We start from the raw sequence: 20,420 nt of genomic DNA on the forward strand, positions 1-20,420 counted from the left end.
ATATGAATTATGCACTCCGGGTTTCCATTGCAACAGCTATTCTTGCCCTTAGCGGGCAGGCGGTTGCTGTATCAGCTACTGACAGTATTGATGAGTTGCCAGAGCTGCAGCAGGAATCACAGCACGCGGTTGCGTCAAAACGCGTAGCGTCTCTTTTCACCAGAGCACATTACAAAAATGTTGAACTGGATGACCAGATGTCGTCAAAGATTTTTGATCGTTATTTGCAGGGGCTGGATTCAAACAAAAACGTGTTTCTGGCATCCGATGTTGAAAAGCTTGAGAGACACAGAAACAGTTTTGATGATGCGCTGCAGCGAGGAAACCTGGGGCCGGCCTACGAAATGTATCAACTCAATATAAAGCGTCGCGCTGAGCGCTATGAGTATGCATTGACCCTCTTACAGGAGCCTTTTGATTTTGAAAAAGAAGGCGACGCCTTTCACTATGACCGTGAAGACGCGCAATGGCCTGTAGATGAGGCGCAATTAAACGAATTATGGCGTCAGCGCGTAAAGTATGACGCACTAAACCTGAAGCTCGCCGGTAAAGACTGGGAGGGTATTCAGGAGCTATTGGAAAAACGTTACAACAGAGCCATCAAACGGCTGACACAGACCCAGAGCGAGGATGTGTTTCAGGCGGTGATGAACTCCTTTGCCCGCAGTGTTGAGGCACATACCAGTTATCTCTCCCCCCGAAATGCAGAGCGCTTCCAGATGGAGATGGATTTGTCTTTTGAAGGGATCGGTGCGGTCTTGCAGTCGGAAGATGATCATACCGTTATCCGCTCAATCGTGCCCGGTGGTCCGGCCGATTTGTCAAAGCAAATTAAACCAGAAGATAAAATTGTGGGTGTTGCGCAGGATGAAGACGAGTTCGTCGATGTGGTGGGCTGGCGACTGGATGAAGTCGTTGAGCTGATCAAAGGGCCCAAGGGCAGTGTGGTCAGACTCCAGGTTTTAAAAGGTTCGGTAGACAGCGGTGCGCCGTCGGTCGTAAGTCTCACTCGTGACAAAATTAAACTTGAGGACCGTGCCGCTAAATCTGAAGTCTATGTTCCTGATCAAGGTCCAAATATGGGTGAAAAGCTCGGTGTCATTACGATTCCGTCTTTTTACAATAAACTCCATCAGGATGTGCGTACTGAAATCGAAAGCCTGAAAGAGCAGGGCGTACAGGGACTGATTATAGATTTACGTGGAAACGGTGGCGGCTCATTGAGTGAGGCCACCCTGTTATCCGGCTTATTTATCGATAAAGGACCAGTGGTGCAAATCCGCGACGGAGCGGGGCGCATTCGTGAAGAACGAGACACTGATGGTCTGGTATTTTACGAAGGACCACTGACCGTATTGGTGGACAGATACAGTGCCTCTGCGTCAGAGATATTTGCCGCTGCCATGCAGGATTATGGTCGCGCCTTAATCGTGGGCGAGCAAACGTTCGGTAAGGGTACCGTGCAACAACATCGCGGTCTTGGTCGTATTTACGATTTGTATGATAATCCGCTGGGTAGCGTACAGTTTACCATTGCTAAGTTCTACCGGATTAATGGTGGGAGTACTCAGCACAAAGGCGTTGTGCCGGATATCATGTTGCCATCTCCAATCGATCCTCAGGACTGGGGCGAAAGTAAAGAAGAAAATGCGCTGCCCTGGGACAGTATCGTTCGCGCCCATTATACGACCTTCGGTGACACCGCCGATGCGGTGCAGAAAGTGGAAGAAAAGCATAAACAGCGCGTCCAGCAAGATCCTGAATTTGCCTATATTTATGAGGATATTGAAGAGTATCGTCGTAATAAAGAAGAGAAGTTTATTTCTCTTGTAGAGTCTGAGCGCAAGCAGGAAAAAGCCGAGCAGGAGCAAAAAGCTTTGCAACGGGCCAATGAGCGCCTCGCACGTCTTGGTAAGGAGCCGGTTGAAAATCTGGATGACTTACCCGAAGACCTGGAAGAAATTGATCCCTTCCTCAATGAGGCGGCTGCGATTACCTTTGATGTGGTGAGCACAGGCAAGTATGCCATCAAAACGTTGTAATCGTTGAGTCACAGATGTCGGGGCCATGTATCGTTACATGGCCTTGTTTTTATGTGCAGCACAATCCAGTCAGATGTGCGTGAAAAATAACTATCCGTCACAACAGCGTGACAGGAGCAATCAGTCAGGATCGTTCCCGACCTAAAAATAACAAAAAAACAGGGTAAAAAAATGAGTGCAAGAGGAGAGTTTTCTTCCCGATTAGGGTTTGTGCTGGCGGCTGCGGGATCGGCTGTAGGGTTGGGTAATATCTGGGGCTTTCCGACTCAGGTGGCCAGTAACGGAGGCGCAGCATTTGTACTCATGTACATCCTGCTCGCGTTTGTTTTGGCATACCCGGTCTTGATGGCTGAGCTGCTCATTGGCAGAGCCACGCAGTCCAATATGGTGGACGCCCTCGGAAAAATTTCCGGTAGTGTCATAGGTAAGGCCACAGGAATTTGGGGCTGCGTTACGGTTTCCCTGATTCTTGCTTTTTATGCCATTGTGGCGGGTTGGATGATCGCATATGGATTGCAGGCCCTGAGCAGTATTTTTGCTTGGCAAGGGGTGTCTCAATGGCTTACCAGTTTCTCGGATAGCCGCAACCTTATATTTTGTGCGCTATTTGTCTTATTGACAGCACTGATTGTGACCGGCGGAGTCAGTAAGGGTATTGAGAAATGGTCTGTCCGTCTTATGCCCACGTTATTTTTAATTGTGCTGTTGCTGATTGCCTACGTGATGACACTGGATGGTGCGATGCAGGGACTCAAAGTCTATTTGCTTCCGGACTTTTCCAAAGTACTGAACCCAGATCTGCTTATCAGCGCCATGGGACAGGCGTTCTTTTCCATGTCGCTGGGTGTGGGCACGATGCTAGTTTATGGCTCTTATGTCAGTCGCAAAGAAAAACTGCCAAGCCTCGGCGCTTCGGTGGCTCTGGTGGATATAGCCGTTGCGATTCTTGCTGGATTGCTGATTATTCCTGCCATGTATGTCGCTTTACACAACGGTGTAGAGATTTTCTCAGAATCCGGAGAGCTGATCGCAGGGGACACCCTTATCTTCACGGTTTTACCTGCTTTGTTTGATACCATGGGGTCGGCAGGTAACCTGGTGGCCCTTTCCTTTTTTATTCTGATGACGATCGCCGCCGTTACCTCGTCTATTTCCATGCTGGAAGTCCCCGTAGCCTATGTGGTTGAAAGTCGCGGCATGAAGCGAGGACCGGCGGTATGGTTAATCGCCGCTGTGGTGTTTGTCTGCAGTACCGTGATTGCACTTAATTTTGAGTCGTTGTTCGGATTGGTTATCGCGGCAACCACCCAATACAGTCAGCCATTGCTGGGCCTGATGTTATGTATATTTGCGGGGTGGGTGTGGAAGCGCAACGAGATTCTCAAAGAGCTGCGTTACAGTGACGCGGCTGCCGAGCAGGGCTTATTTTGGAAGATCTGGCCCTGGTACGTGCGTTTTGTCTGTCCGGTCATTATTATACTGATGTTCTATCGGTCTTTTTAAGGCCTTGGGTAAGCCCGCTGAACAGAGCGCTAACGGTCTGTGGCGGATCTATAATCGGTCGTGAGAATAACAATAATACTAGGAGCCACTGATGTCTGACCGAAGACAACCCTCAATGCTTGATGCATTGATCCCTATTGCCGTATTGGTTTTGCTTTTAAGCTCTTCGGTGATTCTGTTTGCCGATGACTCGTCTTATGGCCCAAATCAGATCGCTTTATTGCTGGCGATGGGCGTGGCGGCCATTATCGGGCTTAAAAATGGTTATAAATGGCATGAAATAGAAGAAGGGATTGTTCACGGTATCTCATTGTCATTGGGTGCGGTGCTGATTTTATTGTCAGTCGGCGCACTGATTGGCACCTGGTTACTATCAGGGACCGTGCCGATGCTTATCTATTATGGATTGAAACTTCTCGATCCGTCCTTCTTTTATGCCGCCACGTGTATTATTTGCGCCATCGTGGCGATGAGCATAGGCAGCTCCTGGACGACGGCGGCGACAGTTGGTGTGGCGCTGATTGGCGTCGCTAATGGCATGGGCATGTCCGAAGCCGTCACTGCCGGTGCGATTGTTTCTGGTGCTTATTTTGGTGACAAGATCTCACCCTTGTCTGAAACCACCAACCTGGCACCTGCGGTAGCCGGAACCGAATTATTTGAACATATTCGCTATATGCTGTGGACGACGATCCCCAGCTTTGTGCTGGCGGTTTTGCTATTTGTGATAGTCGGCCTCAATGCCTCCGGTCAGGCTTCACTGGAAAAAATTGACAAAATGCAGCGCCTGCTCGAGGCCAATTTTGAACTCAGTCCGGTATTGTTGGTACCGCTGATTGTGTTACTGACGTTGGCTATTCGCAAGGTTCCTGCGTTTCCCACCGTGTCCATTGGTGCGCTGCTCGGCGGATTATGGGCCGTATGGTTTCAGCCTGACGTGGTGCAAAGCCTGGCCCAACAGGGACGTGAAGGCTGGTTGGCGTCAGTGACGGTGGTCTGGACAAGTCTGTTTAACGGGGTCAGCCTGGAGACGGGGAACAGTGATCTGAATGACCTGCTCAGCGGCGGCGGTATGTCGAGTATGCTCAATACCATCTGGCTGATTATTTGTGCCATGTCTTTTGGTGCGGTGGTAGAAAAAACCGGGCTTCTGAAGCGGGTTGTCACCGTGTTTCTGCAAGGGGCGACGACGGCCGGTGGGATGGTCACGCGAACCATGGCCACGTGCCTGGGTACCAATCTGATTACCGCTGACCAGTATATGTCTATTGTCATGCCTGGTCGCATGTACAAAGAAGAATTTGCCAAACGAGGGCTGCACCAGTTAAATCTGTCACGCAGTCTCGAAGATGGAGGGACACTGACGTCACCGCTTATCCCTTGGAATACCTGTGGCGCCTACATGCATAGTGTGCTGATGGTCAGCCCACTGGAGTACATCTTTTTCGCGTTTTTCAATCTTATCAATCCTGTACTGGCGATCATCTATGCTTATCTCGGCATTAAGATTTTACGTATACCTGTACCCTCGTCAGAACCAGCTAAGGCCTGATAGACTGTAAACCGCATACTCAATTCTCGGTGGCCTTAGGGCCACCGCTCATCTGTGCCAGGAGTTGTCATGTCTTCAAATCAGCCAACCGCAATGAAACTTGCCGATTATCAGCCCTGTGCGTTTCGCATCACGGATATCTATCTGGAGTTTGACTTAGCAGACCAGCAAACCCGTGTCACAGCGACAAGCCAGGTGGAGCGGGTGCAGCAGAGCTGCCGGGACCTGCAACTCGACGGTAAGAATCTGACATTGATAGGTGTCTGGGTCGATGGACAAGAAACGGACGTCGCCGTATCTGAGCACGGGATCACCCTCGCTGACGTGCCGGATAGGTTTGAACTTAAGATCGTTACCGATATCAATCCCATTGATAACCATGCGCTGGAGGGGTTGTATAAATCCGGTGGCGCGTTTTGCACACAATGTGAGGCGCAAGGTTTTCGAAGAATCACGTATTTCCTGGATCGTCCTGATGTCATGGCCCGTTATCGCGTCAAGCTGACAGCCGACAAGAAGACCTGTCCTTATTTGCTGGCGAATGGCAATCTGGTGGATAGTGGAGAGACAACAAAGGGGCGCCACTGGGCTGTATGGGAAGATCCCTTTCCCAAACCCTGTTATTTATTTGCACTGGTTGCGGGTGATTTTGATTTGCTGGAAGACAGCTTTACCACGCAATCCGCTAAGGTAGTTAAACTGCAGCTCTTTGTGGATAAAGGTAACAGCGAACGCGGTCATCACGCATTGGCATCACTTAAAAAAGCCATGGCCTGGGATGAGCAGAAGTATGGTCTGGAATATGATCTGGACCGATACATGATTGTCGCTGTGGACTTTTTCAATATGGGCGCGATGGAAAACAAGGGCCTGAACGTTTTCAACAGCAAATATGTACTGGCTGATGCGGCGTCCGCCACAGACCAGGATTATTTTAATATAGAGTCCGTCATCGCCCATGAGTATTTTCACAACTGGACCGGCAACCGCATAACCTGTCGGGACTGGTTCCAGTTGAGCCTGAAAGAAGGGTTAACGGTTTTCAGAGATCAGCAATTCAGCGCAGACATGGCCAGTGATGCTATCGTCAGAATCAATCAGGTAAAAGTGATGCGAGAGCATCAGTTTGCAGAAGACAGTGGACCCATGGCGCACCCCATCCGCCCTGCTGAAGTTGTGGAAATGAATAACTTTTACTCGGTAACTGTCTACGACAAAGGCGCCGAGGTGATTCGTATGCTGCACAGGATATTAGGGGAGGCGGGCTTTAGAAAAGGAATGGATTGTTATATTTCCCGTCATGACGGCCAGGCCGTTACCTGCGATGATTTTGTGCAGGCGATGGCAGATGCCAATCATGCCGATTTGAGTTTGTTCCGGCGTTGGTACAGTCAATCAGGCACCCCCGTAGTGGGACTGACGAGTCACTGGGATAAGGCGAAAAAGACGCTGACTCTGAACATGACGCAATATACGCCGCCGACAGCGGACCAGCCCCATAAACAATCACTGCATATTCCTGTCGGTATAGAAATCATTCCTCTTTCAGGCAAAGGAGAGCGTATCAGTCGGGTCATACCGCTCACGTCAGGCCAGCACAGCGTGACCATAGAAGGCGTGCAGTGTGAATCAGCCATCGCTGCACTGACGGGCTTTTCTGCACCGGCCAGACTGGACTATCAGGCCTCACTGGAAGAGCAGATGGCGGTAGTACTGTATGCCAGTGATCCTGTCGCGCGTTGGGATGCGAGCCAGAAGCTGGTCAGTGATGCGCTATTTGATATGGCAAAGCAGGCTCACGAGCAGACCATACCGAAATACATTGATTCACTGTTCGCCGGTTTGCTCAGACAGGCTTTGTCTGAGCCAGCACTGATAGCAGAAATGCTTGAATTGCCCAGCTTTGAAACACTCTCTCAGCAACGAGAGCAGATAGATGTAGATGGACTTCTGCAGGCCAGGGGGAAATTAAACGCGCACCTAGGCGCTGTGTTTGCACAACAGTGGAGAAGCTTATATGCCTCGCTGTCTAATCCAGGCTATGCCTATGAGCAAGGTCAGGTTGAGCGCCGTCGGCTGGCGGGCGTGACGTTAGGTTATATCGCAGCGGTGAAAGATGATGATACTGCGCAGATGCTGCAGAGCATCTATCAACACAGCGATAATATGACCGATTCACTGGCGGTGTTAAAAGCCTGTCAAACGCAGAACCTGCCCCTGTTTGATACCCTGATGCAGGATTTTGAAAACAAATGGCAGGACGATCCTCTGGTTATGGATAAATGGTTTTCGCTGCACGCCGGGCGACAGCATGAAGCATGCCTCAGCACACTGCAGTTGCTGCTTTGTCATGGCAGATATAACGTTAATAATCCAAACCGGGTCAGATCAGTCATGGGGACCTTTGCATTTTATAATACCGCGGGCTTCCACCGTCGTGATGGTAGCGGCTATCGTTTTTTGACGGACTATCTGCTGGAGCTCGATGGGGTGAATTCGCAGGTGGCAGCAAGGTTGATCACGCCAATGTTACAATACGCTAAACTCGACGAGGACAGGCAGCAGAAAATCCGGTTGCAGTTACTGAGGCTTTTTGAACACAAGAATCTGAGCCGTGACCTGTATGAAAAAGTGCAAAAAGCCTTGTAGCTTCGGAGTCACTGCCTCCACTCCTGTGGATATGAATCGATGAAAACCTATTTTTTTCGTATTCATTTAAATTACGAACAATGCCAGGACTTGTATACGGGCCGCACTACCTATGCTGTGGTTACCGCAGAGTCCGGGCAACGAATTCGCATTCCAGCAAGCAATTTGCGCCCGTTTATTGGTCAATATGGAATACGCGGGCGTTTTCGCTTAATTACTAATCAAAATAACAAGATTCTTTCATTTGAGTCCGTATCCTGATTTTAAAAGCTGGAAAATTCACCAGCAAGCCATTGAATATCATAAGAAAAGCAACTAGGCTCAACTGGTACGATTTGTTCTTGCTAATGGACTAAAATGATGTAATCATTTTGTTAATTGTCCAGCAATGGCGCCGGATACCGAGGCAAAAGCATCTGCAACGGGACACAAAAACACATGGTTGCAGGCTCAGGGGAGAATAAAAAATGAATAACAGGCCGCGCAAATTTAACAAAACACCAATAGCAATTGGCATCGCAGCATTACTTGGAGGAGCTCTGGCTCCTGCTATGGCGGCGAGCTGGGATGTCGGTGATGTGTCAATTAGCTTAGATTCCAATTTCTCGTTCGGTGCAAGTTACCGGATAGAGGAGCGGGATTTCAGTCTGATTGGTAACAGTAATCATCCTAAATTTGACTGGACCGGATATAACGGTACTACCAACTTGGTTTATTCCTCGGCCGATATCTGGGGTCAGAGTGACGGCGCTTATTCCACCAACGGTGACAATGGCAATCTCAACTTTGATCCATGGGAATCCTTTTCAACGCAATTTAAGGGTTCACATGACCTGAGTATCACCTACAAAGACATGGGCTTTTTCGCCCGGGCCATGTATTTCTATGATTTTGAACTCATGGATGGCGATAGAGCATGGAAAAACCCCGTCTCAGCCCAGGCTGGTTTCAACGAGCCTTATGATCCCTGTAGCGACCCGGAAGCCAAAGATGAGCTGTGTCGCGATTTCCGCTTGTTAGATGCGTTTTTCTATTATGATTTTTACATGGGCGATGTACCCGTTTCGTTGCGGATCGGTAATCAGGTGGTCAGCTGGGGGGAAAGTACCTTCATCCAGCATGGTATTAATACCATCAATCCGGTTGACGTATCCCGTGCTCAGGCACCGGGTGCGGAACTCAAGGAAGTCTTTATTCCTGTCGGAATGGTCTACGCTCAGTTTGGCCTGACCACAAACCTGGGTATGTCCATTTACTACCAGTACGAGTGGGAGAAGAGTCGTCTGCCACAAGCAGGGAGCTATTTCGCCACCAATGATTTTGCCGGTGAGGGCGGTCAGGCATCAAACGTACAGTTAGGCTTTACGGGTAATCCGGATATCGATTTGGACTTTTTGCTGATGAGTCTCAATGGGTTGGGTGATGGTCTTCGGGCCGGGGCCGATGCCAGCATGATTTCTCAGGCATATCTGGCGTTTCCAACAAAAGTTGCGGTGCGCGGATACAGCGATGAGGCGCACAACGATGCGGATGACCAGGGACAATACGGTATTAAATTGTCGTATTATTCCGAAGCGCTGAATGATACTGAATTTGGTTTCTATCACATTAATTACCACAGTCAGCGTCCGCTGATTTCCGGTATTGCGTCTGACTTCACCCAGGCAGGTATTGGTGCCGACCTGGCGTACCTTGCAGCAAACCAAATTACAAAAGACAACATCACTAACTTACGTGGCTTTACCAAAGCTGAGTTTGAATACCCTGAAGACATTAAGCTTTACGGCATCAGTTTTAATACCCAGATAGGGGAAACAGCGCTTGCCGGTGAAGTGGCCTATCGACAGGATGAGCCCCTTCAGATTGATGATGTGGAACTGTTGTATGCCGGTATGCCTCAGCAGCTGGCCAATGCGGGGCTGCGTCCAGACCTGGCCGGCATTTCACAACTTGATGATTATCTGGGTTATACAGTAGGACCCGGTGAAACTGCCCCAGGCGCGGTATTCTCAGACACAACACAGATTCAATTGACAGCCACACACTTATTCGGCCCGGTCTTGGGTACAGATAACCTGGTCGTGCTGGGTGAAGTCGGTTATGTTAATGTGCATGATATGCCTGATCCTGAGCTGCTACGTCTGAATGGTCCGGGCACGTCCAGAAGTGGTCCTATACCGGGTAAAGAAGGCCTGCACACCGGTCTGTCAAACGGTCCTGAAACCAATCCGTTTCCGACCGATGATGCCTGGGGTTATCGACTGCTGGCGAAGGCGGATTACAACAACGTGTTCTCTGGCGTCAATATGTCAGTCAGGGCAACATTTGCCCATGACGTAGATGGCATCACACCAGACCCCTTGTTCCTGTTTGTTGAGGACAGAAAGTCTTCCAGTATTTCACTGGACTTTGACTACCTGAGTAAGTGGTCGGCAAGTTTCTCATTGAATTCCTTCTGGGGTGGCGTAGGTACAACGAACTCGCTGTCTGATCGGGACTTCGTATCCTTTAACATCAAATATTCAATCTAGGGAGTAGTAGCAAATGAAAAAGTTAACCCTAGTCGCAACAGCATTAAGTCTGGTGCTGAGCTCAACCTTGGTCCAGGCTAAGGTCTCAGAAGCAGAAGCGGCAAAATTAGGTACAGAACTGACGCCCCTGGGCGGCGAAAAGTCTGCCAATGCGGATGGAAGCATTCCGGCGTGGGACGGTGGTATAACAGAACCGCCAGCGGGTTATTCTGTGGGTGACCATCATCCGGATCCCTATCCTGATGATAAGGTGCTGTTTGAGATCACTGCGGCGAATATGGCAGAACATGCATCGCTGCTTTCTGAAGGGCAGAAGAAGTTATTTGAAACCTATCCTAGTACCTTCAGAATTCCGGTATATGAAACCCGTCGCAGTGCTTCTGCACCTGAGTTTGTCTATGAAGCGACCAAAGAAAATGCAACCAGAGCAGAGTTGGTTAAAGGTGGTAATGGTATAAAGAATGCCGCTATGGGGATCCCTTTCCCTATTCCACAAAACGGCCTGGAAGCGATATGGAACCACATATTGCGCTATCGCGGTGAAGCGATTCAGCGTTACGGTGGCCAGGCTGCGCCTACTGCGGCAGGGGACTACAACATCATTGGTTTCGATGACATCCTGATGATCAAGTATTCTGAGCAGGGCGTGACGCCGGAGAAGCTGGTTGAAGAAAACGTGCTGATGAAGTTCAAGCAGAGTATCACAGAGCCAGCACGGCTTGCTGGTACCGCACTGCTTGTTCATGAAACCATGGATCAGGTACGTGAGCCACGTCAGGCATGGACCTACAACACGGGGCAACGGCGTGTGCGCAAAGCGCCCAATATCGCCTATGATGCGCCGGGCACTGCGGCAGATGGTTTAAGAACCACTGATGATTTTGATATGTTCAATGGCGCACCAGATCGTTACAACTGGACGCTAAAGGGCAAGCAAGAACTGTATGTGCCGTACAATAACTACAAACTACATAGTGACAAAGTCTCTTATAGTGATGTATTGAAGCCCGGTCATATTAATCCTGACCTGACGCGCTATGAAAAACACCGGGTCTGGGTGGTCGAAGCTAACCTGAAAGAAGAATACCGTCATATTTATCAGAAACGGGTCTTCTACATTGATGAGGACAGCTGGCAGATTCTGGTGGCGGATATGTATGACAACCGTAACGAGTTGTATCGTGTGGCCATGGCCTATGCGGTAAACTATTACGAAGTGCCTGCGCTATGGTCTACACTGGATGTGTATCATGATCTGAACTCTCGCCGTTACCTGGCTTTGGGTCTGGATAATGAAACCCAGATGTATGATTTCACTATCGAGCCACAAGACGGTGATTTTACACCTCAGGCCTTGCGCCGTTCAGGTATAAGATAACTGAGATTACCAATCTCTGTATGGGAATGGTATAAAACGGTTGGCATCGCCAGCCGTTTTTGTTTTGGCTCTTCAACTGTGCGAAATTCTATGAAAAAAAACATATTGCCTTTGTTTTCCGCCGTGCTCACGTTCACTGCCAGTGTACTCGCTGACGTGACCCCTCAAGCTTCCTTTCAGGCGCCGCTGGCGTCAAAATCCCTGTTACTGGATATCAGCCGCGTTGGTAATAAACAGCAACTCATCGCCGTGGGAGAGCGCGGCCATGTGCTGATGTCGGAGGACGGCAAGAACTGGCAACAAAAACAGGTACCCATTACGGCAACACTGACCGCGGTTTTTGCGCGCGATGATCACATCTGGGCGGTAGGACATGATGCGGTCATTTTGTACAGCAATGACGGGGGTAATAACTGGCAGATTCAGAATTTCGTTCCGGAGTTACAAAAGCCGCTGATGGACGTCCTCTTTTTTGACGACCAACATGGTATTGCAATCGGTGCCTATGGCCTGTTTTACCGCACCGAAGATGGCGGACAGACATGGAATAAGGAAGCCCACGTTTCGCTGCTCAATGAGATGGATGTGGAGTATCTTGAGTCACTGAAAGAAGAAAATATGGAATTTTATCAGAGTGAGATGGAAGCCATCTTGCCCCATCTTAATCGGGTTTCCGTGGCAGGTGACCGGTTGTTGTTGGCAGGAGAGGCCGGGACCCTGGCCATCAGTGAAGATCAGGGCCGTAATTGGCAGCGTATGGACGTGGATTACTTTGGCTCCTTTTTTGATGTTCAGCAAACCGAAGAAGGGCGAATACTGGCCGCTGGATTACGCGGTAATTTATTCGAATACGCAGATGAGCAGTGGCAGGAAATTGATACCGGTATCAGTTCGACACTCAATTCCATTATCAGTGTGGCGGGTCAGGCACCGCTAATCGTCGCCAATAAAGGCTACTATCTGTGGCTCGAAGATACTCTTCGGGTAGAACAAACTGACGATGAAGAAGCGCTGGTCAGCGGTTTGTCTTTCAATGATAAAGTCCTGGTGGTATCCGAAGCCGGTATTCAAGAACTGCAGAAGTAGAGTGCAATTATGACAAAACTGATAGATTTTTTAGAGTTAGTTATCTTCAGGCACCGGGGCTGGGTTATTGCACTTTTTGCCCTGTTCAGCGGCTATTTATTGTTACAGGCTACCAACCTGCGTTTGGATGCAGCGTTTACCAAAAATATCCCCCTGAATCACACCTATATGAAGAATTACATGAAGCACCAGAAGAACTTTGGTGGGGCAAATAATATTCTGGTATCGGTGTGTGACAGAGACTCTGATATTTTCAATGAGACGTTTTTTAATCGCCTCAAAAACGTTCATGACCAGTTGTTTTTCATACCCGGAGTCGATCGTTCTCAGGTGAAGTCACTGTATAGTGCATCAACCCGGTTTACGGAAGTGGTGGAAGAGGGGTTCTCTGGTGGCCCCGTGATTCCTGCTGATTTCTCCGCTTCTGATCCACGTGGTCTGGAGCTGGTTTCTCAGAATATCAGTAAAGCCGGCATCGTCGGACGTATGGTTTCTGATGATTTCCAATGTGCGATGGTCAGTGCACAGTTGCTTGAATTGGATCCGCAAACCGGCGAACAGCTGGACACTCTGGCCTTTGCAGAAGATCTTGAGCAGCAGTTGCGCGGTAAATTTCAGGACGACGAAATCAGTATTCACATTATTGGCTTCGCCAAAATGGTAGGCGACGTGGCAGATGGAGCTAAAGACGTCTTACTGTTTTTTGCTATCGCCATCGCCATTACCGCCATCATGGTGTACTTCTTTTGTAAGTCGTTACTGCTGACTGTATTGCCGTTGGCCTGTTCTATTATTGCTGTTATCTGGCAGATGGGATTGGTCACACTACTAGGTTTTGGCCTGGATCCCATGTCGATTCTGGTACCGTTTCTGGTCTTTGCTATCGGTGTCAGTCATGGCGTGCAGATGATCAATTCTGTGGGCAAACAGGTGGTCATGGGGCACACGGCGAAGGCCGGCGCTCAGATGGCGTTCAGGACCTTATTGATCCCAGGTGGCGTTGCCTTATTGTCTGATACCGTAGGCTTTATGACGTTGCTGGTAATAGACATCGGCATCATCAGAGAGCTGGCAATAACGGCGAGTTTGGGTGTGGCAGTGATCATTCTGACAAACCTGATTCTGCTACCGGTACTGATGTCTTATGTCAAACTGGGTGATAAATATAAAGCCAAGTTTGCCAATAAAGAGAAACGTTCAGACCATTTCTGGGAAGCGATTTCCAAATGCTCCAGCCCCAATGTAGCGAAAGTCATACTGGTTCTGGTGGCCGTGTTATTTGCCTTTGGCTGGCATCAGTCGAGTAAAATGAAAATAGGTGATCTGCATGCCGGCGCACCGGCGTTGCATGAAGACTCCCGATACAACCAGGATACCTTCCTGATTACCGACAAGTATGCCATCAGCGTAGATTATCTGTCTGTACTTGTGGAAACCACGCCTTCGGCCTGTACATCGCATCAGATTATGAGTGATATCGATGAGTTCCAGTGGAAAATGGAAAATGTGCCGGGCGTTCAATCCACGGTTAGTCTGGCCTCGGTCGCCAAGCTGATTAATGCCGGCTATAACGAGGGCAATCCTAAGTGGCGAATTCTGCCCAGGAACCAGCAAACCATGGTGCAGGCCATTTCCCGCGTGGACACATCATCGGGCCTTTTGAACGGTGATTGCTCAGTGATGCCGGTGATCCTGTTTATGGAGGATCATAAAGCCGAGACCATCAATCGTGTTGTGGATGCGGTGAAAGAATACCGTCAGCAATATGAGCGGGAGGATTTACAGTTCAAACTCGCGTCGGGTCCGGTAGGGGTGATGGCGGCAACAAATGAAGCGGTGCAAGCAGCTCAGAACCCAATGATGGCCTACGTGTTTGGTGCGGTGATTTTGCTGTGCTTACTCAGCTTCCGATCTCTGCGGGCAACATTATCAGTGGTTGTGCCGTTGTACGTCGTTTCGGTATTAGCGCAGGCGCTGATGACCAGGCTTGAAATTGGTCTGACGGTGTCGACGTTACCGGTCATTGCCCTGGGCGTGGGAATTGGTGTGGACTATGGAATTTATATTCTGTCGACCATGAGCCAACAGCTCAAGAATGGTATTCCGGTGCGTCAGGCCTATTTTGATGCACTCAAAGAGCGCGGCAGTGCCGTTCTCTTTACTGGCATTACCCTGGCGATAGGGGTCAGCACCTGGGTCTTCTCGAGCCTTAAATTCCAGATGGATATGGGCATATTGCTGACCTTTATGTTTGTGGTGAACATGCTCGGCGCCATTGTCGTATTGCCTGCTTTGGCATCGGTGTTCTGGTACAAACAGAATAGTGATAAAAAAGTGCGAAAATAATTTACATTTTTTTTATGCAACAGAGCCCGGCGAAGCTAACGACTTTGTCCGGGCTTTTGCTTTTTTGTAATTGGTTGGATCCTGCATAATTAAAGCTTTTAGCAGCCTTTATCTATAAATTCTGCACAGTTTGCTGAAAAGTTACTTAACCCCTTACAGCCCATTAAAGGTTATTTTTATCCTGGCTCCGTGCATATCTATTTTTAGCGGCTTTTTTTCCCTTGTCTGGGGCCTTTCAAAGGCCGCAGTAATCAGCGAGAATATGCTCAAAATCTAGAGAACTCAGTTCTTTAGCTGCTGATGTCACCAAGCCGGTACGCTTAGCTTAAATGCAACAGCAGTGTTTTAACGCCAAGGTACTCTGAACCTGTCACATAATAACTGGCACAGCAAACAACCCTGTTGCCTGTGTCGTGAAATCGATGGATAGGACGCTTTGGTATACAATTTGCCCTACAAAGTCTGCATAACAAGGTAGAAAAATGACGGTTGATAACCAGCACTCTGTACTTCTGGATAATGTTTACACATTAATTCGCAAGAAAGTGGATAAATCGCAGGCGCAACTGGTGGAGCAGTTTGCCAGAATTCTTTTTAAAAATATTTCCCGTGATGATTTGGAAAACCGCGTCGATAGCGACCTTTATGGCGCCAGCCTGAGTTTGTGGAACGAGTTTTCTGACTACCATGACAGCGAACCTTTTATCCGTGTGTTTAATCCGGAAATTGGCAAGCACGGATGGCAGTCATCGCATACCATCATAGAGATTATCACTGAAGATATGCCCTTTCTGGTTGATTCAGTGCGTATGGCCATCAACCGTCTGAGTATTACGGCTCATCTGCTTCTGCACAGCCCCATAGCGGTAAAACGCGATAAACAGCATCGCGTAGAAAGCCTGTTAGACAGCAAGCAGGAAGGTCACGGCAAGCAGACCATTTTCCTGATTGAGATTGACCGTCAGACCAGCAAAAAAGCACTACAAGAGATTGAAAAAGAGTTGCACTCTGTACTGGATGAAGTGCAGTTAGCCGTATCCGACTGGATGCCAATGAAAGCGCAGCTCAAGGACATTATTGCTAATTATGACAAGCAACCCTGTCCTGCGGGAGAAGAAGCACAAAAGCAGACCCACGCTTTCTTGCGCTGGATCAGCAATGAAAACTTCACCCTGATGGGGTATCGCCATTATCAGGCGAAAGCGATTGAAGGTGATTACCGCTGGATCGCAGACAATGATTCCAGTCTGGGACTGATGAAAAACTCTGTGAGCAACAGAGAGCGGCTACTTTCTAAGCTACCGGTTTCCGCACAACAGGAAACCCTCAGTGATAATCCGTTGATTCTGACGAAAACCAATTCGAAATCACGGGTTCATCGCCCAGCCTATATGGACTATATAGGTATTAAGGAGTTTGATAAGCAGGGCAATGTGGTGGGTGAGCACCGCTTTATCGGTTTGTATTCTTCCGCCTTTTACAATGCCGGTGCATATGAAGTGCCTGTGCTCAAAGATAAAATTGCGCGCATGAGCAATAACTCCGGATTCGATAAGTCTTCTCATGCGTACAAAGCGTTTTTGAATATTCTGGAAACCTATCCCCGTGATGAACTGATTCAGGCCAATGAATCTGAGTTGGGTAAAATTGCGCTGGGTATTTTTCAGATGCAGGAGCGAGGCATATCGCGCCTGTTTATGCGTCGCGATGTATTCGGTCGCTTCTATTCCTGTATGGTGTTTGTGCCCAGAGAGCGCTACAACACCCAATTGCGTAAAGAAACACAGGCCTTACTGCAGAAATCCTTTAACAGTAATCAGGACGTAGAATTTACCACCTATTTTTCTGAATCTGTTTATGCCCGTACCCATTACATCGTCAGGGTGAAGAATAACAATGTGGAAATCAATGTGAAGGAAATTGAGAAAAATATCATTGAACTGAGCAAACGCTGGGAAGATAAACTCAGCAGTGCCCTGAGAAGCACCTATGGTGAAGCCCGTGGCAAGCAATTAGATGAAAAATATCTGAGCGCCTTTCCCCGCAGTTACAAAGAACACAATCTGCCTACCACGACGGTAGTGGATATTGAAAAAATTGAGAGTCTGACCGATACCCACACGCTGGATATGTTGTTCTATCGGCCGCAGGAAGAGTCGGCTGACAGTGAGGCAGTGAAACTGAAACTGTTCCATCGTAATCAGCCTATTCATCTGTCCGCTGTGCTCCCGATGCTTGAGCACTTTGGTTTGCGGGTGATTGACGAGAGTCCATATCAGGTCAAGGCCAGTGATGGCAGCGTAAACTGGATCATGGATTTTTCCATGTTACACACGGCCAGCAATAAAATGAGCCTTGAGCAGGCCCAGGAGCTGTTCCAGGACGCGTTCTCCAAGGTTTGGTATCAGCAACTCGAGGATGATGCGTTCAACCGGTTGGTTCTTGGAGCCGGTTTACCTGGCAGAAAAGTAACCATTCTGCGGGCCTATGCGAAATACATGCGCCAGACGGGCAGTTCCTTCAGTAAAAACTACATCGCGCGAACGCTGGATGCCTATCCGGGGATCGCGACCTTGCTGGTCAACCTGTTTGAACAACGTTTTGACCCAAAAGTTAAGCGGTCTGAGAAGAAAGAAGAGGCCCTACTGGCCAAGGTTAAGGAAAGTCTGGACAACGTTTCAAATCTTGATGATGACCGGATTATCCGTCGTTATCTGGATATGATCATGGCCACACTCAGAACCAACTTCTACCAGTTGGATGAACAAGGTAATGACAAGTCCTATATTTCCTTCAAATTGCTCCCTGAGCTGATCCCGGAAATGCCATTGCCGCTACCCAAGTTCGAAATTTTTGTGTATTCGCCAAGAGTTGAAGGGGTGCACTTGCGCGGCGGTAAAGTCGCCCGTGGTGGTCTGCGCTGGTCTGACCGACAAGAAGATTTCCGTACCGAAGTGTTGGGGCTGGTGAAGGCGCAACAGGTAAAAAATACGGTGATTGTGCCGGTGGGCGCCAAAGGCGGATTTGTATGTAAAAACCTGCCAGTTGGTGAGGGACGCCAGGCGATCTTTGAAGAGGGCAAGGCCTGTTACAAGATTTTCATTCGTTCTTTGCTCGATATTACCGACAACATTGTTCAGGGCGAAGTGGTGCACCCGAAAGACGTGGCAAGACTGGATGAGGATGACCCCTATCTGGTTGTTGCTGCGGACAAAGGTACGGCAACCTTTTCTGACATTGCCAATGGCATTGCTGAGGAATACAACTTCTGGCTGGGGGATGCATTTGCCTCAGGTGGCAGTGTGGGCTACGACCATAAAGGTATGGGAATTACGGCCCGTGGTGCGTGGGAATCCGTTAAGCGCCATTTCCTGGAAATGGGCATCAACTGTCAGACCACAGATTTCACCTGTGTGGGTATCGGTGATATGGCGGGCGATGTGTTCGGTAACGGCATGTTGTTATCCAAACATATCCGTCTGGTTGCCGCCTTTAACCACATGCATATTTTCTTCGACCCCAACCCGGATGCCGCCAGTACTTATAAAGAGCGTGAGCGTTTATTTAAAGATCCGTCTTTGAACTGGGCCGATTATGACACGTCACTGATTTCTAAAGGCGGTGGTGTGTTCTCGCGCGCGGATAAATCCATCAAACTTTCTCCTGAAATGAAGAAGTGGCTGGGTACCAAGCAACTGACCATGACGCCTAACGAGCTGATTAAAAACATCCTGCAAATGGAAGTGGATCTGCTCTGGAACGGCGGTATCGGCACCTACATGAAGGGCTCAAAAGAAACCCATGCCGATGTGGGGGATCGCGCCAATGATGACTTGCGTGTCAACGGTAAGCAGGTTAAAGCCAAAGTCATCGGTGAGGGTGGCAACTTAGGTTTCACTCAGTTAGGCCGTATTGAATATTGTGCGAATGGCGGGCGCATGAACACCGACTTTATTGATAACGTGGGTGGCGTGGACTGTTCGGATAATGAAGTGAACATCAAGATCCTGCTCAATACGCTGGTGCAGGACGGAGAGTTAACCATCAAGCAGCGCAATAAGCTGCTCTATGATATGACCGATGACGTAGCACAGATAGTGCTTCAGGATTGTAAGCGTCAGACTCAGTCAATTTCCATTGATGAGTTAGGTGGTGGTGACAGGCTTAAAGAGCAACTGCGATTTATCCATGGTCTGGAGCGCGAGGGTAATCTGAATCGCGAACTGGAATTTATTCCATCCGATGATGAATTGTCAGAGCGCCAGGCGTCTGCAAAAGGCCTGACTCGTCCGGAAATGTCGGTGTTGCTGGCATATGGCAAAATGGGTCTGAAAGAGAAGCTGAATATTCCTGAGGTGACGGATAATCCCTATCACGCTAAGTTGCTGATCAGCGCCTTTCCGAAACCCTTGCAGGAACGGTTTGCCGAGCAGATGACTCAGCATCCACTTAGGGCAGAGATCATTGCCACTAAGCTGACCAATAACATGCTCAATGATATGGGACTGAACTTTGCGTTCCGCCTTCAGGAAGAGACTGGTGCCAGCATCTCAGAAGTGGTTAATGCCTACTCGGTGGTGAAGGGTATTTTCGGTATGGAGCGCCTGTGGCGTGATATTGAAAAACTCGAAGATAAAATCAGCAGTGAACTGGTACTGAGCATGCTCGATGATATGCGCCGCACCTTACGTCGTGCTTCACGCTGGTATCTTCGTCATGGCAACAAATCTCTGGCCATTGACGAGGCTGTTGAATCATACCGTGACACCTTTGCGGATCTGAGCAAAAACCTGCAGCATTATCTGGTGGAAGAGGAGTATCAGGAGCTTGAATCCAAAGCGCTGAAACTGACTAAGGGCGGTGTTCCCGATGATATCGCGTATCAGGTGGGCAGTCTGAGTAACTTGTTCTCCTGTCTTGATTTGGCGCAGATTGCCAGGAACGAGAACAAACCGGTTTCCCTGGTGGCGAGCCTTTATTACCGTTTGGGTAATAAGCTGCAACTGCACTGGTTCCTGGATCAAATCAACCGTCAGTCTGTCAGCAATCATTGGCAGGCTCTGGCAAGGGCCTCTTACCGTGAAGAATTGGACTGGCAGCAACGGGCGATTACCTCGGTGTTGTTGAAGTTCGAACCGGATAACAAAGATGCTCAGGCCATCCTGGATAACTGGATGGAAGCACATAAAGTGCTGCTGGAGCGCTGGTACCATATGATGTCTGAATTCAAGACCAGTACCACACATGAATTTGCAAAATTCTCGGTGGCCTTAAGAGAGCTTATGTTGCTTAGTCTGAATTGCGCCTAAGCATCGATTGAGATTTTGTATATA

The 20,420-nt window shown here is 48.8% G+C and carries 10 protein-coding genes; all 10 read left to right on the forward strand.

Features of this window, described 5'->3' with window-relative positions; genetic code table 11:
- Nucleotides 1-2 precede the first annotated feature (2 nt).
- The 10 genes from prc (at nucleotide 3) to CCY32_RS01005 (ending at nucleotide 20,396) form a co-directional block, all read left to right on the forward strand.
- Nucleotides 3-2,042, forward strand: a complete 2,040-nt coding sequence (prc, locus tag CCY32_RS00960) for a carboxy terminal-processing peptidase (RefSeq protein WP_088328479.1) — start codon at nucleotides 3-5, stop codon at nucleotides 2,040-2,042.
- Nucleotides 2,043-2,213: 171 nt separating this feature from the next.
- A complete protein-coding gene (locus CCY32_RS00965; RefSeq protein WP_088328480.1) occupies nucleotides 2,214-3,545 on the forward strand; it encodes a sodium-dependent transporter in 1,332 nt (443 codons plus the stop codon).
- Between the two features lie 91 nt (nucleotides 3,546-3,636).
- Complete coding sequence (gene nhaC / locus CCY32_RS00970) at nucleotides 3,637-5,097, forward strand: Na+/H+ antiporter NhaC (RefSeq protein WP_088328481.1); 1,461 nt, start codon at nucleotides 3,637-3,639, stop codon at nucleotides 5,095-5,097.
- A gap of 69 nt (nucleotides 5,098-5,166) precedes the next feature.
- Entirely contained in the window at nucleotides 5,167-7,746 is a 2,580-nt protein-coding gene (gene pepN, locus CCY32_RS00975) for an aminopeptidase N (RefSeq protein WP_088328482.1), read from the forward strand.
- A 39-nt stretch (nucleotides 7,747-7,785) separates the two neighbouring features.
- On the forward strand, nucleotides 7,786-8,007 hold the full coding sequence (locus CCY32_RS00980) for a DUF2835 family protein (protein ID WP_088328483.1): 222 nt from the start codon (nucleotides 7,786-7,788) through the stop codon (nucleotides 8,005-8,007).
- 206 nt (nucleotides 8,008-8,213) lie between these two features.
- Complete coding sequence (locus CCY32_RS00985; RefSeq protein WP_088328484.1) at nucleotides 8,214-10,277, forward strand: DUF1302 domain-containing protein; 2,064 nt, start codon at nucleotides 8,214-8,216, stop codon at nucleotides 10,275-10,277.
- A 13-nt stretch (nucleotides 10,278-10,290) separates the two neighbouring features.
- Nucleotides 10,291-11,655 carry a DUF1329 domain-containing protein gene (locus CCY32_RS00990; protein ID WP_088328485.1) on the forward strand — a complete coding sequence of 455 codons (1,365 nt, stop codon included), beginning with the start codon at nucleotides 10,291-10,293 and terminating at the stop codon, nucleotides 11,653-11,655.
- Between the two features lie 90 nt (nucleotides 11,656-11,745).
- Nucleotides 11,746-12,741 carry a YCF48-related protein gene (locus CCY32_RS00995; RefSeq protein WP_088328486.1) on the forward strand — a complete coding sequence of 332 codons (996 nt, stop codon included), beginning with the start codon at nucleotides 11,746-11,748 and terminating at the stop codon, nucleotides 12,739-12,741.
- Between the two features lie 9 nt (nucleotides 12,742-12,750).
- Nucleotides 12,751-15,087, forward strand: a complete 2,337-nt coding sequence (locus tag CCY32_RS01000) for an MMPL family transporter (protein WP_088328487.1) — start codon at nucleotides 12,751-12,753, stop codon at nucleotides 15,085-15,087.
- Between the two features lie 482 nt (nucleotides 15,088-15,569).
- Nucleotides 15,570-20,396: an NAD-glutamate dehydrogenase gene (locus CCY32_RS01005; protein ID WP_088328488.1), complete on the forward strand. Its 4,827-nt coding sequence runs from the start codon at nucleotides 15,570-15,572 to the stop codon at nucleotides 20,394-20,396.
- Nucleotides 20,397-20,420 lie beyond the last annotated feature (24 nt).

It is taken from the genome of Lacimicrobium sp. SS2-24, assembly GCF_002201535.1.
Lineage (GTDB): Bacteria > Pseudomonadota > Gammaproteobacteria > Enterobacterales > Alteromonadaceae > Lacimicrobium.

Coding starts and splice junctions, on each gene's coding strand:
- CCY32_RS01005 (WP_088328488.1), top strand. CDS start 15,570: ATGACGGTTGATAACCAGCACTCTGTACTTCTGGATAATGTTTACACA.
- CCY32_RS00995 (WP_088328486.1), top strand. CDS start 11,746: ATGAAAAAAAACATATTGCCTTTGTTTTCCGCCGTGCTCACGTTCACT.
- CCY32_RS00965 (WP_088328480.1), top strand. CDS start 2,214: ATGAGTGCAAGAGGAGAGTTTTCTTCCCGATTAGGGTTTGTGCTGGCG.
- CCY32_RS00980 (WP_088328483.1), top strand. CDS start 7,786: ATGAAAACCTATTTTTTTCGTATTCATTTAAATTACGAACAATGCCAG.
- nhaC (WP_088328481.1), top strand. CDS start 3,637: ATGTCTGACCGAAGACAACCCTCAATGCTTGATGCATTGATCCCTATT.
- pepN (WP_088328482.1), top strand. CDS start 5,167: ATGTCTTCAAATCAGCCAACCGCAATGAAACTTGCCGATTATCAGCCC.
- prc (WP_088328479.1), top strand. CDS start 3: ATGAATTATGCACTCCGGGTTTCCATTGCAACAGCTATTCTTGCCCTT.
- CCY32_RS01000 (WP_088328487.1), top strand. CDS start 12,751: ATGACAAAACTGATAGATTTTTTAGAGTTAGTTATCTTCAGGCACCGG.
- CCY32_RS00985 (WP_088328484.1), top strand. CDS start 8,214: ATGAATAACAGGCCGCGCAAATTTAACAAAACACCAATAGCAATTGGC.
- CCY32_RS00990 (WP_088328485.1), top strand. CDS start 10,291: ATGAAAAAGTTAACCCTAGTCGCAACAGCATTAAGTCTGGTGCTGAGC.